We start from the raw sequence: 14,895 nt of genomic DNA, 5'->3' as shown, positions 1-14,895 counted from the left end.
ATAAGGCCGTGAAAGCCACCTTACGGTGACTGCCACGGCCTTGTTTGTGTAATTTATAGGCTTGCCAAGTAGTCGTCGAGCTTATCGAAGGTACCGCCGAAGCCTTGCTGCATGGATTCGAACATCCCTTTGTAGAATGCGTTCTCCTCAGCGCTTGCGTTGTGAGGACCGCCTTCAAGCTTGATGGTCGTTTGCCCTTCGGCTTCCGTAAAGGTAACTACATTCAGGACTTGCAAAGGGAATTGCGGAGCGAACGGAGGACGTTCCGTGCCGCCTTCCGGGTTAGAGAACGAGCTGAAGAAAGCGAGTTTCTCGGGTGCTGCGATTTCTTCATAAACAAATTTGCCCCACATCTTCTGCCCATCAGGTGCGCTCATGGAGTAGAGGAAGATACCGCCTGGTCGCAGATCAAGCTCCACTACTTCAAGGTCCAGACCTTTCGGTCCCCACCAGTGCTTCAGATGCTCGGCTTGTGTGAATACTTTGAATATCAACTCGCGCGGTGCGTTGAAGGTGCGGGAAATGACTAGTTTCCCTCCCTCGGTGCTTACTTCATTGGCGTTTACGGCTTGGTTATCGGTCATGATATGATTCCTCCAAAGTTAAAGTTCTTGTTTTGAATATACCCTACTAGGAATATTCCTGTCAAGGAATATTCAATGCGGAGTCAAATTGCCTATAGGACGGATTGTATATATTTACCCCGGCAACTATTTTACTATTCATGCCGTCTTCAATAGCAACTAGGTTGGAATGGATGTGAGGAATCGTATGAAGTTCCGAAAAATGATGTGGGTATTACTATGTGCGGTAATGCTTCTGTTGAGTGCATGTGGGGAGAAGTCTGAAGGCAAAGCCGCTGCTGCGGATTTAGGCGAATTGTACAGCTTAGCTCTGGACGCTTATATGCCGGTCGATGAGGGTCTCAATAGCGGCATGAAATACATCGCCATTGATATGAGTAACTTAAAGGACCTCGATGCGGGAGATAAGCAGCAGATTCTGGCGCATTTCAAATCTTACAAGGTTGACGTGATGGAAGCGTCCTATGAGCAGTTGGAGGCTAAAGGGTTATTTAACAAGAATACCCTGTCGCTTGACGGCGTGCTGTTGAAGGTGGAAAAGGCTGAGCTTACGGCCAAGCAGTTTGTTGTAGAGGGTTCCAAATATCGGTCCGGTGACGGAGCCATCGGAATGCGGGTTGTCGTGAAGGTAAAGGACGGACATTGGCAGGTCGATAAAGCAGATATGACATGGATTAGCTAACGGAATTAACATGAATCTGCTATGATAGGTGCAAAACAATAGCGGGGTGATGGATCCATGTCCATGTTCGGCAATAAGAATACCAAATCGCCCGAGCCGGTCGCGGAGAACGTGCGCGTCGTCCCGGTGTACACCGTTCATTCGCTGCCTCAGCCCTATGAAGTGCTGTGCACCGTCTACTCCGGTAGAATAAGCAACAGCTCGCCTGTTCATATGCTGCAGCAGCTCGGTCGCGCAGGCGGCGCAGTCGCGGAGTGTGACGCGGTCATCGGCATTCTGCTCACGCCAGGACTCGCCTCTGGGACATTGAATGCATACGGTACAGCCATTCGTTATGTATAAGCGGGAAAAGGACCGGGCGGCTGCTCGGTCCTTTTTATTGATCCTACCGGCAACAAGGATGTCCCGGACATTGCTATCTCGTTCTTGGATGATGTAACATTTCGCTTCCCCCATGGTATACCGCCGCTATATGCTGCACAACATGCCCTCATACAAACCGGATACAAGCCCTTACTGCTGCAGCTTCAGCAGCTCGCTTACGGTGACAAAGGAATAGCCCTGCTCCTTTAACGCCTGCAGGATTTCATTGATCGCGGTGATCTCGTTCGAGTCGTACATGGGATGAAGCAGCAGAATGTCCCCCGGCTTCACCTTGTCTTGTACATAGCGCACCTTATCGGCGGTTGTCGAATAGAAGGTGTCCGGCTCGAGGTTCCAAGTGATCGTCTTCATATGATGCTTGTTCAAGTAATAAGGCAGTCCAATCAGCTTCTTGCCGTAAGGCGGTCGAAAAAGAATCTCTCCCTTGTAGCCGGTTTGGCGGATAAGCGCATTGGTCTTCTCAATCTCATCGCGGATATAGGAAGGCGATTTAAAGACCATCCGGTCGTGAGAGAAAGTATGATTGCCGATTTCATGTCCGGCTGCTGCGATCTTGCGCCCTTCGTCGGGGTTCTTCTCCAGCTCTCCGCCTATGAGGAAGAAGGTAGCCTTTGCTTTATAGTTGTCCAGAAGCGGCAGAATTTGATCGACATTGGCTGTAGGCCCGTCGTCGAAGGTGAGGGCGATGACCTTCTGATCGGTCGTCACTTGGTTGGTGATGCCACCGAATAGTTGAAAGGTACGTGAATTCATCCATTTAAGCGTACCAAATAGAATAAGAATAAGAAGGACAAGGATAGCTGCGCTAATGATTAATTTTTTCTTCATAGAGGGTATCTCCTTGATCAGTTTTCGTTAGCCGGGTTCCATTTGGAGGTTAATAGTCGTTACAATATAAGGAAGACAAACTGTAAGGGAGTCCTGAACGTTGAGCTTTCTAAAGCCATATTTTCGCCAATTCGGAAAACCGTTTGCCGCAGCGATTCTGTTCTTAATGCTTGAAGCGTTATGTGATCTCATGCAGCCCACGCTCATGTCGCGTATTATTGACGTCGGTGTTGCGAACCGGGATCTTGATTATGTCTTCCGTTTCGGCGGCTACATGCTGCTCATCACGGCTATTGGTGCGGCAGGGGCGACGATGCGCAACATTATCTCCAGCCATGTCTCCCTGAATTTCGGGACGCGTCTGCGGTCCGACCTGTTTCGCCGGATTCAGTCGTTATCGTTTGACAGCATCGACAAATTCGATCGCGCTTCTCTGGTTACCAGGCTGACGAACGATGTGACCCAAATTCAGAACTTTACGAACGGACTCATGCGAATCTTCGTCAAAGCTCCGCTGATATGTATCGGTAGTCTCATTATGGCGATTCGCTTGAATCCGCCTCTTTCGCTTGTATTGGCTGTTGTCATTCCAATGGTTGCGCTGCTCATTGTGTTCAATATGCGCATTGGTTTTCCTTTGTTCGCAGGTGTCCAGCGTGCGCTCGATCGCGTTAATGGGGTGTCGCGCGAATATTTATCCGGGGTGCGCGTCGTGAAAGCTTTTAACCGGGTCGATTACGAGACGGACAAGTTCGGCATGGTGAACGACACCTATCAGGAAGCGTCGACTCGCGCGATGCGCTTAATGTCGATCTTCAGTCCCGGCATTATGCTGACCGTGAATCTAGGGATTGCCGCGGTGATTTGGATCGGCGGCGTTCGGGTGGACGGAGGCCATATGCAGGTTGGCCATATTATTGCATTTATTAACTATATGACGCAAATTTTGTTCTCGCTGCTGATGATTTCGAGCGTATTCACGATGTTCGTAAGAGCGAAGGCGTCGGCGGAGCGGATCGGCGAGGTGTTTGCGGAGAAGGATTCCATGACGGTGCGAGACGAGGGACAGCTGCAGCAGGCGTCCGGGCAATCCGGCAGCATTTCGTTCAAAGAGGTATCCTTCTCGTATGCCAGGTCGGAGACCGTGCTTCGCAATATTACGCTGGACTGCCGACCGGGCGAGACGATTGGCGTTATCGGTTCAACGGGCTCGGGCAAAAGCACGCTCGTGAACCTCATTCCCCGATTCTACGATGCAACCTCGGGCACGGTGAAAGTGGACGGGCAGGATGTGCGAAACATCGAGCTGAAATCGCTTCGGGAGAAAATAGCCATCGTACCGCAGAAAGCGGTGCTGTTTACCGGTTCCATTCGGGAGAACCTGCTGTGGGGCAAAGAAGACGCCACGCATGAAGAGGTTGAGCTGGCGGCACGGATGGCGCAGGCACATGACTTCATCATGGATTGTCCCGAAGGCTACGATACGCTGCTCGGGCAGGGAGGGGTTAATCTCTCAGGCGGTCAGAAGCAGCGGGTTTCCATTGCTAGGGCGCTCATTCGCCAACCTTCCATCCTCATTCTGGACGATTGCACAAGCGCCGTGGATACATCGACGGAGTCGCGCATCAAGGAAGCGCTTCGGGAATACGCGCAGGGCTTGACCTGCATTCTAATCGCGCAGCGGATGTCCTCTGTTATGGATGCGGACCGCATTATCGTGCTCGATAATGGGGAGATCGTAGGTTCGGGCCGACACGGAGAGCTGATGCTGACTTGCGCGGCTTATCAGGAAATTTATCGGTCGCAGACCGGCAAGGAGGCGCGTGCCAATGTCTGAACGGAATAATCGGCCCGAGGGGAGTCCTCCGGCGCAGGGGCAAGCGCAAGCGCAGGCGCAGGGCTCGCCGCCGCCGATGCCTGCCGTGAATGTCCCGGGCCGAGGCGGTTTCATGGGCCGCGGACCGGTTGTGAAGCCGAAGAATTTGAAGGCGACTTTGGGGCGGCTGTGGTCGTATTTCGGAAAGGAAAGAAAGCTTCTTGCGATTATCTTCGTCATCGTACTGATCGATGCTCTTATTACGCTTTCCGGCCCGTACCTCATCGGCGTGGCCATCGATGCGATGTCCGCAGAGAACGACGGCAGCCCGGTCGACTTCGGACTGCTTCAGATCGCGCTCATTGCGCTGGTCTCTTCCTACATCGCAGATGGAGGCTTGACCTTCCTGCAAGGGTGGCTGATGGCGGGCGTATCCCAGCGTATCGTCGGGCGGATGCGCACTGGGCTGTTCGCCAAGCTGCACAAGCTGCCGATTCGCTTCTTCGATACGCGGACGCATGGGGAACTGATGAGCCGGATGTCCAATGATATCGACAATGTGAGCAATACCATTGCGCAGTCGGCCATCCAGGTCATGACGGGATCGGTCGCGATCACGGGCGCGCTCGTTATGATGCTGGTGCTGAGCCCCGTGCTGACGCTGGCGAGCTTGATCACCGTGCCGGCCGTTTTCCTGCTGACGCGGACGATTGCCCGCGCAACCGGGCCGTTGTTTAAGCAGCAGCAGAACAAGCTCGGCAAGCTGAACGGCCATATTGAAGAGACGATCTCGGGGATTCAGATCGTGAAAGCTTTTAACCGCGAAGACAAGGTCATCGATGACTTCGAGGTCGTCAATGAAGAGCTGCGCGAGATCGGCATTAAGGCGCAGATTCGCTCGGGGTTCCTCATGCCGATTATGAACGTGATCAACAACGTCGGCTTCGCGGTTGTAGCCATCGTCGGCGGCGTTCTGGCGGTTAACGGACATATTACGGTCGGCGTAATCGCCAGCTTCCTCAGCTATTCGCGTCAGTTTGTACGGCCGCTGATCGAGCTTGCGAATCTGTTCAACGTGCTGCAGTCCGGTGTAGCGGGGGCGGAGCGGGTATTCGAGGTGCTCGATGAAGAAGAGGAGCCGGCCGATCGTCCGGGAGCAAAGAAGTTCGTCAATCCCCGCGGTCATGTAGTCTTCGACAATGTATCCTTCGGTTACCGCGCCGATGTGCCGATTCTGAAGGGCATCAGCTTCGATTCTGCCGAAGGCACAAGCACGGCGCTGATCGGTCCAACCGGCGCAGGCAAAACAACCATCGTGAATCTGCTGAATCGCTTCTACGATGTGACAGGCGGTTCCATTCGAATCGATGGACGCGACATCCGCGATTACACGAAGGATAGTCTTCGGCAGGCATTCGGCATCGTGCTGCAAGACACGTATCTCTTCTCCGGTACGATCCGCGAAAATATTAAGTACGGCAAACCGAGCGCAACGGACGAGGAGATGGAACGGGCGGCAGCGCTGGCCAATGCCGCTTCGTTCATCCGCAGGCTTCCGCAGCGGTACGATACGGTGCTTGCCGAGAACGGCGGCAACCTCAGCCAAGGTCAGCGCCAGCTGCTTGCCATCGCAAGGGTCATTCTCGCGGATCCGCCGATTCTTATTCTGGACGAGGCGACGAGCAGCATCGACACCCGGACGGAGCTGCATATTCAAGATGCGCTGCGTGGCGTTCTGCATGGCCGCACGAGCTTCTTGATCGCGCACCGGCTCAACACGATTCGTGACGCCGACACCATCATGGTCATCGACCGCGGGGCGATCATGGAGAAGGGTTCCCATGAAGAGCTGCTCGAGAAGCAGGGCGTGTATGCCCATATGTTTAAGAACCAATTCGGGGCCGTGCTGGGCGAAGGATAACGCATGTATGGAAACAGAAAACCCACTGTACCAAGTTAATCATCATTAACCTGGTACAGTGGGTTTTTCCTGTTATTTAAACGACGCCTTGAGCGATCATGGAGTCGGCTACTTTAACAAATCCGGCGATATTCGCACCATAGACCAGGTTGCCGGCATGCCCGTAATCGGCAGCTGCTTTGATGCTGTTGGCATAGATATTTTTCATAATGTCATGTAGTTTGGCGTCTACTTCTTCGAAGGTCCACGACAGTCGCATGCTGTTTTGCGCCATTTCGAGTGCGGATACGGCAACTCCGCCCGCATTCGCAGCCTTAGCCGGCCCAAACAGAACGTCGTTGCTCAGGAACACATCAATAGCCTCCAACGTTGACGGCATATTAGCCCCTTCGCCAATAGCCTTCACGCCGCCATCTACTAACAGCTTCGCGGACGCTGCATCGATCTCATTCTGTGTTGCGCATGGCAGCGCGATATCGCATGGAATGGACCAAATACCGTCGCAGCCCGGTGTGTAGGCAGCATGCGGATGGATTTTCACATATTCGCTGATGCGTTTGCGATCCAATTCTTTTAATTGCTTAACGGTATCCAGGTTGATGCCTTCAGAATCGTAAATATATCCGTTGGAATCGCTGCACGCAACCACTTTCGCGCCGAGCTGTTGGGCCTTCTCGATCGCATAGATGGAGACGTTACCCGAACCGGATACGACAACCGTGCTGCCTTGGAAGCTCAGGTTTTTGCTTGCAAGCATCTCGTTCACGAAATAAACGCAGCCGTAGCCGGTTGCTTCCTTACGCGCCAAGCTTCCGCCGTAAACAATGCCTTTGCCCGTCAGAACGCCGGCTTCATTCCCTCCGCGAATACGCTTGTATTGTCCGAACATGTAGCCGATTTCCCGGGCTCCCACACCGATATCGCCTGCAGGAACATCGACCTCAGGTCCGATGTATTTGTAGAGCTCTGTCATGAAGCTTTGCGTGAAGCGCATAATTTCAAGATCGGATTTGCCTTTCGGATCGAAGTCCGATCCGCCTTTGCCGCCGCCGATCGGCTGGCCGGTTAAGCTGTTCTTGAAGATTTGCTCGAAGCCCAGAAATTTAATGACGCTTGCATTAACGGACGGATGGAATCGCAGTCCACCTTTGTACGGGCCGAGTGCGCTGTTGAACTGAACGCGGAAACCGCGGTTCACATGCACTTTTCCCTTGTCGTCCACCCATGGCACGCGGAAGGATACGACGCGCTCAGGCTCGGAGATCCGCTCCAAAATACTGTTCTGCTCATACTCAGGATGCTGAGCAAGAACCGGTACGAGGGAATCCAGAATTTCCTTCACGGCTTGGTGGAATTCAGGCTCGTGGTGGTTGCGTTGAACGATTGTTTCGTATACGGATTGGACGTATTTCTCGGCAGCTGCCAATTGCGGATCAGATATAACGGTTATCAATTTGACCAACGCTCCTTAGATGATAATGGGTCGGATTTGCATTTTTCTACGCAAAGTTTGTATTTTTATACATTGTAAACGTGTAATTCTCATAATACCAATTAATTAATCTTTGCAGACCAATAAAATACATTTATCGACTAAATGTGAGAAAACTTGCCATGAATCCATGGCAAGTTACGATGAATCTTATTAGAAGCATGTTATTATGGCTGACATATCAGGCATTATGTACGATTTTGCGGGCTAAGTTATCATGCTCGCTTCTCTGCTTGGCACGCGGTTATGGAACGAGTTCGGGTTGTCTCTCATTTGCGCAGCTTGGGACCTCGCAAGGAACGGCGGATAAGCATCGGTCCTACCGCGCTTCCCACCATGGCTGCATAGAAGGAATGGAGCGGCAGCTTAATCAAGTAATACAGGACAGTCCCCCCAATAATATCAATCACGACAAACTTCTTGATTTCTGACATCGGCACGACCACGACAATAAATTCTTGCTTGCTCCCCATCATCTATCCCTGCTTTCCCGTGTAGCGATCTCCACTTGAAATTGTATTTGCGGCGAGCTTGTCAGATTCCATGCCATGAGAAAAACGGGGGAAGCCTCGCTTGCCGGCACGTCCATACCATCATCCCGTTCCGAATGCCGCTGGCGATCGTCAATGAAGCATGGATCGCGTCGTCGGTTCGAGGGCTGTGTGCATCTGGGTTGCGCAGCGTTAGATGCTCGTTCACGAGCGCTAACGAATCCCAGAGGTCTTATTTCATCAAAATGAAGGGGGTTGAAATTCTAACGAATCGTTCAGGCCTTATTCGGTGTCAAAAGGGTCTTTCTCGCACGATTTCCTCACAATAAGACTTCTACGATTTGTTAGGTTTGATAAACGGCTATTTTCGCAGGAATAAGACCCTCAGGATTCGTTAGCGCAAAACTGTATGAGACATGGATAGAAACCTCGTGTGTAAATCCATCATTTAGATGTCCCAAGTACAGGGAGTGCTTCAATAGATCTCAATATAAAGAGATGTCCCTCAGCCATGACGGGCATGACTGAGGGACATAAGGACTTACGATTTAAACACAAGTAAACGCATCGATACGCGCAAGGTCGAAGCCGGCGAACATCCAGAAGAAGCCGTTCCAACGGAATCCGGAGATGGACGTCCGGCCGAGGAAGACGGGATAAAACCAGAAGCCGGGTCCGCTGCGCGGCCAGATGTAGGTCATGCGGAACATGCAGCGGGAGATCGCTCCCGGATCAATCGCAAGCGTCGATGAAGTAAGTGGTCTTGGCGGAACCATTTGCGGCGGCGGCGAGCCAGGGGGCTGCTGCGTGCCTTGAGGTCCAACCGGTGGCATGAAAGCCATGCGAATCACTCCTTTGTCAGTAACTGTCCCCTACAAGCTTAAAGCAGCGAGATGGCAAGAAGATTAAACAGAACCAGCGGCAGAATGACATTGTTATAAGTCTGAGGCGGGACACCGGGACCCGGGAAGAACCCGCGATGGACGCCTTCATTGGACAGGCAAATGTAGAGAATGCTCTTGTCACAATGGACGATATGCCCTTCGAAAACATCGCCGTCCATCGTTTCGATTTTGACCAATCGATTGACGTGATTCGCGCAAAGCTGATGAAGATGGTCATGGACAGACCGCAGTGTATGATGAACCTTAGCGTCGCACTGATAGATCGGCTTTAGTTCTTGCTGCACGGACTGATTGGGCGAGCTCATGATAGATAACCTCCATTTTGAACATTGAACATGGATTATCCTATGCAGGGGCCTAGTTTCGCGTTACGGGGAGTTGGTTTCAAGGGAGGCCGCGCAGGTTGGGAAAATAAAAAGCTCGCCATGGGGATCATGGCAAGCTTGTAGGTTCAAGTAGTGTTCGGCGATTAGAGCAGCTCGCGGCGAAGCTGTTCAGCTGATTTAGGGGATAGGTAGCCGATTGGAAGGTCGAAGATCGTCTTCGCGCCTTTGCTGCCCTCTTGGCTTAAACGGTAGCCCGCTCTCGCGCAAGCTACCAGCACGCTAGCCGTAAACTCGGGATTGCTCTCGAGCGTGAGGCCGAACTCGATAATTTGTTTCGTGCCGGCACCGGTAATTCCGCTGCGAATGACGAATCCGCCGTGAGGCATGCCTTGATGCTCAGCGTGCAGCTGCTCTTCGCTGATGAAGTTTACCGTCGTGTTGTAATCCGAGAAATAGTTCGGCATGTTCACGATCGTTTGTGTAATTTCTTCTTTATCCGCGCCTTCTTCGGCAACGACGTAGCATTCGCGAAGATGCTTGTCGCGAGTTGCCAGCTCCGGCGTTTCGCCTGAGCGGATTTGATCGATTACTGCTTGCACCGGCACCGTATATTGAACGCCGGCTTTAACGCCCGGTACACGGCGGATGGCATCGGAGTGGCCTTGGCTTACGCCTTTGCCCCAGAACGTAAAGTCTTTTCCTTCCGGCAGAATCGCTTCTGCAAGCAGACGGTTAAGAGAGAACAGACCCGGATCCCAGCCTGTCGAAATAATGCTCAATGTGCCGGCTTGCTGCGCGGCAGCATGGACGGTTTCGTAGAATTCCGGAATCTTGGCATGCGTATCGAAGCTGTCTACCGTGTTGAACATGCTTGCAATAACAGGCGTTTGCTCGGGAAGATCGGTAGCCGAACCGCCGCAGAGAATCATGACGTCGATAATGCCTCTGTATTGCTCTGCTGCCGAAATATGTTCGAAGCGGACGCCTTCTCCGCCGGTCATTTGCTCAGGTTGTCTGCGGGTGAAAATCGCAACAAGCTCCATATCGGGATTTTGAGCGATTGCCTTCTGGGTGCCTCTGCCGAGGTTTCCGTAACCTACAATGCCGATTTTGATTGTTTTATTCACTTCAATTTCCTCCTATTATGGGTTATTCTGCATGTATGAATGATCTTTATTAAGTATAAAGATATTACATGGAATGTAAACTATTACTTTTTGGAAGTCTTAAAAAATAGTGAAACAAGAGACGGAGGGTATGGATTGAGCACATCGACCAGGAGCGTCGCCGGCCTGATTCGCAGACAGGGATTCCGGCAATTTTTAGAGCTTTGTAAGCGCTACAAATATTTATATCTGGCCGTACTGATGCTGCAGCTTGGCGGCACGGGAGCCGCGCTCCTGCTCGCCGAGCTGAGCAGAAGGATCTTCGACGGCGGCGCGGAGCTGTCGCGTGCCGAGCTTGTCCGATTAATCATCGGTATAGCGGTGATGGTCATTCTGGGCTTGTTCTTCTCCCTGGGAGCACGGATTTGCAACCAAGTCGTAAACACCAACATTGTGTTCAGAATGAGGCAGATCATACTGCGGCAGCTAACGAATCTATCGCTGAAGTATCACGAGCGCACGCACAGCGCCCACACGCAGAATATTCTCTTTAATGAGCTGGAAGTGTTCAAGCATTTTATCGTATTCGATATGCTTCGGCTTATCTCGCTGCCCGTATCCTTCGTCGCTGTCGGCATTTATTTGTTTACCGTTAATCCTTTGCTCGGCGCCATCGCCATTCTTGTGGGTCCTTTCCAGCTGCTCAGCAACCTGGTGATGCGAGGGAGATTCAAGGATCTCATTGCAGATCAGCAGGCTAACGGAGGCGAAGTCTTCTTCCACATGGATGAGACGCTCTCCGGCATTCGGGAAGTGAAAATGAATCAATTGGAGCAGTCGGTATTTACGAGGTTTGAGAAGGTGTGCAAGGAGGGCATTCGGCTCTGGATTTCCGTCGAGAAAATGGAGGCGGTTCGCGAGTTTGTCCGACTCATTCCGGAGAAAATCGGTTATTTATTGGGTATAACCATCGGCGCTGTTCTGATGGTGAACGGGGATATCGGCCCCGGTGCGATCATCGCTTTCCTGACGCTGCTCGATAAGGTAAGCGAGCCCTTCGTCAGCATAACGGCTATTATCAGCTCCCTGCAGCGGGTGTCGGCCGGCGCGGAAAATCTGCTCACCGTTATGGAGATGGAGCCTGAGGCGAAGGATCAAGGAAAAGCACTGCCGGCCAAGCCTTGCTCCATTCGGTTCGATAACGTGTCTTTCGCCTATGAGCCGGATCGTCCTGTCCTTCATAACGTCAGCTTCGAGATTCCCGCAGGCAAATCGGTTGCATTGGTCGGGCCAAGCGGCAGCGGGAAGAGCACATTGATTAAATTGCTCTATCGATTCTACGAGCCTATCAGCGGTTCGATTCGACTGGATGAGCGTCCAATGGAGTCCTATTCCATCGCCTCGCTGCGGGGGCAGCTGGCCGCCGTTACCCAGGATGTGTATTTGTTTGACGGCACGATTCGGGATAATATTGCGATCGGGTTCGCGGATGCGACGGAGGATGACATCGCTAGGGCCGCTGAGCTGTCCCAATCGGCGTTTATTCGGGAGCTGCCGGAAGGGCTGGATACAAGGGTAGGGGAGCGGGGCATTAAGCTATCCCATGGGCAGAAACAGCGCGTCGGGATAGCCCGAGCTGTGCTTCGCCGGGCGTCGGTCACGATTTTGGACGAGCCAACCTCTGCACTCGATGTGGAGACGGAAGCGATGTTCCAGAGTGATCTGCCGAAGTGGGCCGGGGCCAGCACCAAAATCATCATTGCACACCGGTTATCGACGATTCGCGATGTGGATTATGTCATCTTTCTGGAAAATGGACGCGTACAGGAGATGGGCTCGCCTAAAGAGCTGCTGCAGTCGAAGGGGCGGTTCTCGGATTTCTGGAGAAACCAGCATATTCATGAGTTTGTCAGTTAACGAAGGAAATGGACTACAAATAGGGAGGCGTTTTACATATGACAACGATACTTTGTTTACAAGAGCTTACTTCGGAGCAGCAAGAGGCGGTACGGCAGGCGGCACCGGAGGCATCGATTATTTTCGGCCGGAAACCGGAAACGGAGGATCAAGCTTTTCGCGAGGCGGAGATTATCCTCGGGTGGGATGCGAGAGTGAAGAGCATTGCGCTGCAGGAGGGGGCTAAGCTTCGCTGGGTGCAGAGCTGGTCGTCGGGGATCGACAGCCTGCCGCTCGATCTGCTGGAGGAGCGGGGGATCATGCTGACGGATGCCAGCGGCGTACACGCCAGGTCGGTGTCCGAAACGGCGGTTGCCATGATGCTGGGCTTGTCGCGCGGGATTGCCGCGGCCGTTCGCAATCAGCGGACAGGCCTGTGGGAAAGCCCGGATACGCTCGCGGAGATGAACGGAGGCACCGTCGCGATTGTCGGCGCGGGCGAAATCGGCCGCGAAGTAGCGCGGATCGCTCGCGCGTTCGATATGCGCGTCATCGCTGTGCGCCGATCGGGCGGGCCGATGCCGGAAGCGGATGTCGTCTATGAGACGTCGCGTTTGGATGATGCGCTGCGGGAAGCGGACTATGTCGTTAACATTTTGCCGCTTACGGGGGAGACGCAGCATCTGTTTCATGCCGAGCGGTTCGCCGTGATGAAGCGTACGGCTTATTTTATCAACGTGGGGCGCGGCGCGACAGTGCGTACGGAGGATCTCGTTGAGGCGCTGAATAAGGGCATGATCGCAGGTGCGGGGCTTGATGTGTTTGAACAAGAGCCGCTGCCCGCGGATCATCCCCTATGGGCGATGCCGAACGTGATTCTCACGCCGCATAATGCCGGGGGGTTGACCGTTCGCAACGGGGAGCGGCTCGTGAAGCTGTTCCTATCGAATTTGGAGCTGTATTTGTCCGGGCATGCTGCTGATCTGCGCAATTTGGTTGATTATAAGAAAAGATACTAGCGTGCGGCGTTACTTCAGCGCAAAGGCGGCCTTAGCCCACGGATATTCGGGGTCGGGCTGGGTTCCGTCTTTATAGGTAGAGATTAGTGCCCAGCGATCTGCGCCGGATGTGTTGGAATAGGAGGCATGCAGCAATAAATCGTGGAAGACGATGGCATCTCCCTTGGAGGCTTCGAAGTCGACAACCTGCGAAGCATCGATCTGTTCTTCGTTCAAACGATGGATGAAGCCATGGTTATCCGATGCCTCTCCATCATGGCTGACCGTCGAACGATGGGAGCCGGGAAGGACTCTCAGACAGCCGTTGGCCGGCGTCGCATCGTCCAGCGCAATCCAAACCGAGAACTTGTGACTGCCGTGCCAGTAGGAGTAGTCTTGGTGCCATGGTGATCCGAAGTCCGTGCTCGCATTCTTGAAGACGACCTTGTCGTTCATGAAGAGGACGGCATCGCCGATGATCGCTTTCAACGCGCGAGTCAGCCCGGGTGTCCGCGCAGCTTCCTTGAACAATTCACTTTCCGCCGCTAACCCGAGAAAAACGCCGCTTTGATCGACATCGTGTTTGGCTAGAATACGGGCTGCTTCTGCCTTTAAGGCTTGCACCTCGTCTTGCGAATAGAGCTGCTTCAGAATGAAATAGCCTTGCCGATCGAATTCTTCCTTCATGGCTGCTGTCATGCTCATTGCCTCCTAATCGATATGATGCGGAATGAATGGCAAACCGTGCTAAAGGGCGTTATAGTATGAATGGTAAAGCAACCGGATAAAGGTGTAAAGGGGCGATACCGACATGCAGTTATTTCGGATGCAGGTGGAGTCGGAAGGCAAGAACGGGTTATCTGTATATGTGGAAAATCATTATATAAGCTGCGGTAGACCAGGCATCGGAGACATGGGTCGGTTAACCAAAACAGAGCTGGAGCAGAAGCTGGCTGCAGGCTATGGGCTGGATGGGCCGGAGCTGGAACGCGAAGCAGAGGCCCATTACCGTTTCGCGCAGGTCATGCAGGACGGCGATTACATCATCGTAAGCGATGGAGAGCGCATGTATCTGGGGGATCTCGGCGATTATTATTATCTGGATGATTTCGACAACGCCGAGGCTCAAAGCGGTCATCGGCGAGGCGTGACTTGGCTGCGGAGCTTGAACACCGAAGAACTGCATCCGGAGCTGATTCGTTTCCTGGAGCAGGCTGGGAAGCTTGGCATGTTCGAGCGTCCGGTAAGCAAGGAGCAGCTGGATCGGCTGCTGCTGCGCAACCAAGCGCCGGCCGGAGCAAGGCTGGTCGACGAAGCGACCGTTCAGGAAGCGCTCGCCATTCTGAAAGCCGCGATGCGAAGCGAGGATGCGGAGCGGCGGGAACAGGCGGCAATCGCGATCCTGCAGTTGGCGGGCATGGAGCGGCAGGCGGACAAGGTGTGATGAGATCATAGAGGAGGCGAAG

The 14,895-nt window shown here is 53.1% G+C and carries 15 protein-coding genes; 7 read left to right on the top strand and 8 right to left on the bottom strand.

Annotated features, from left to right (window positions below; translation table 11 throughout):
- Positions 1-53: 53 nt before the first annotated feature.
- A complete protein-coding gene (locus I8J30_RS25465; protein ID WP_210662921.1) occupies positions 54-584 on the bottom strand; it encodes an SRPBCC family protein in 531 nt (176 codons plus the stop codon).
- Positions 585-771: 187 nt separating this feature from the next.
- Here I8J30_RS25465 and I8J30_RS25460 point away from each other — a divergent pair, with 187 nt between their 5' ends.
- Complete coding sequence (locus tag I8J30_RS25460) at positions 772-1,266, top strand: peptide ABC transporter substrate-binding protein (protein WP_210662919.1); 495 nt, start codon at positions 772-774, stop codon at positions 1,264-1,266.
- A 57-nt stretch (positions 1,267-1,323) separates the two neighbouring features.
- The gene (locus I8J30_RS25455) at positions 1,324-1,608 is read left to right on the top strand and encodes a hypothetical protein (protein ID WP_210662917.1); all 285 of its coding nucleotides are present in this window, start codon (positions 1,324-1,326) and stop codon (positions 1,606-1,608) included.
- Between the two features lie 171 nt (positions 1,609-1,779).
- On the opposite strand, the gene I8J30_RS25450 is transcribed toward I8J30_RS25455, so the two are convergent.
- A complete protein-coding gene (locus I8J30_RS25450; RefSeq protein ID WP_210662915.1) occupies positions 1,780-2,478 on the bottom strand; it encodes a polysaccharide deacetylase family protein in 699 nt (232 codons plus the stop codon).
- A gap of 100 nt (positions 2,479-2,578) precedes the next feature.
- Here I8J30_RS25450 and I8J30_RS25445 point away from each other — a divergent pair, with 100 nt between their 5' ends.
- Together I8J30_RS25445 and I8J30_RS25440 are read left to right on the top strand one after the other, a co-directional pair.
- Positions 2,579-4,315 (top strand): ABC transporter ATP-binding protein, encoded by a 1,737-nt coding sequence (locus I8J30_RS25445; RefSeq protein WP_210662913.1) that lies wholly within the window; start codon positions 2,579-2,581, stop codon positions 4,313-4,315.
- 76 nt (positions 4,316-4,391) lie between these two features.
- Positions 4,392-6,215: an ABC transporter ATP-binding protein gene (locus I8J30_RS25440; protein WP_210662962.1), complete on the top strand. Its 1,824-nt coding sequence runs from the start codon at positions 4,392-4,394 to the stop codon at positions 6,213-6,215.
- Positions 6,216-6,291: 76 nt separating this feature from the next.
- Here the strand turns inward: I8J30_RS25440 and gdhA are convergent, their stop codons facing one another.
- The 5 genes from gdhA to I8J30_RS25415 form a co-directional block, all read right to left on the bottom strand.
- Positions 6,292-7,668: an NADP-specific glutamate dehydrogenase gene (gdhA, locus tag I8J30_RS25435; protein WP_210662912.1), complete on the bottom strand. Its 1,377-nt coding sequence runs from the start codon at positions 7,666-7,668 to the stop codon at positions 6,292-6,294.
- A gap of 308 nt (positions 7,669-7,976) precedes the next feature.
- Entirely contained in the window at positions 7,977-8,183 is a 207-nt protein-coding gene (locus tag I8J30_RS25430; protein ID WP_210662910.1) for a hypothetical protein, read from the bottom strand.
- A gap of 563 nt (positions 8,184-8,746) precedes the next feature.
- Positions 8,747-9,040 (bottom strand): transporter, encoded by a 294-nt coding sequence (locus I8J30_RS25425; RefSeq protein ID WP_091225192.1) that lies wholly within the window; start codon positions 9,038-9,040, stop codon positions 8,747-8,749.
- A gap of 38 nt (positions 9,041-9,078) precedes the next feature.
- Positions 9,079-9,408, bottom strand: coding sequence for a hypothetical protein (locus I8J30_RS25420; protein WP_210662908.1), 330 nt, complete (start codon positions 9,406-9,408; stop codon positions 9,079-9,081).
- Between the two features lie 164 nt (positions 9,409-9,572).
- Positions 9,573-10,556: a diaminopimelate dehydrogenase gene (locus I8J30_RS25415; RefSeq protein WP_210662906.1), complete on the bottom strand. Its 984-nt coding sequence runs from the start codon at positions 10,554-10,556 to the stop codon at positions 9,573-9,575.
- Between the two features lie 135 nt (positions 10,557-10,691).
- On the opposite strand from I8J30_RS25415, the gene I8J30_RS25410 reads away from it, so the two are divergent.
- A complete protein-coding gene (locus I8J30_RS25410) occupies positions 10,692-12,452 on the top strand; it encodes an ABC transporter ATP-binding protein (protein WP_210662904.1) in 1,761 nt (586 codons plus the stop codon).
- A 38-nt stretch (positions 12,453-12,490) separates the two neighbouring features.
- Positions 12,491-13,450: a D-2-hydroxyacid dehydrogenase gene (locus I8J30_RS25405; RefSeq protein WP_210662902.1), complete on the top strand. Its 960-nt coding sequence runs from the start codon at positions 12,491-12,493 to the stop codon at positions 13,448-13,450.
- Between the two features lie 9 nt (positions 13,451-13,459).
- Here the strand turns inward: I8J30_RS25405 and I8J30_RS25400 are convergent, their stop codons facing one another.
- Entirely contained in the window at positions 13,460-14,128 is a 669-nt protein-coding gene (locus I8J30_RS25400) for a phytanoyl-CoA dioxygenase family protein (protein WP_210662901.1), read from the bottom strand.
- Positions 14,129-14,240: 112 nt separating this feature from the next.
- Here I8J30_RS25400 and I8J30_RS25395 point away from each other — a divergent pair, with 112 nt between their 5' ends.
- Positions 14,241-14,873 (top strand): hypothetical protein, encoded by a 633-nt coding sequence (locus I8J30_RS25395; protein WP_210662899.1) that lies wholly within the window; start codon positions 14,241-14,243, stop codon positions 14,871-14,873.
- The last annotated feature ends 22 nt before the right edge of the window (positions 14,874-14,895 follow it).

The organism is Paenibacillus lignilyticus (assembly GCF_017942085.1).
Lineage (GTDB): Bacteria > Bacillota > Bacilli > Paenibacillales > Paenibacillaceae > Paenibacillus_Z > Paenibacillus_Z lignilyticus.
The sequence above is the reverse complement of the archived record's forward strand: the minus strand, read 5'-3'. Positions and strand labels throughout refer to the sequence as shown.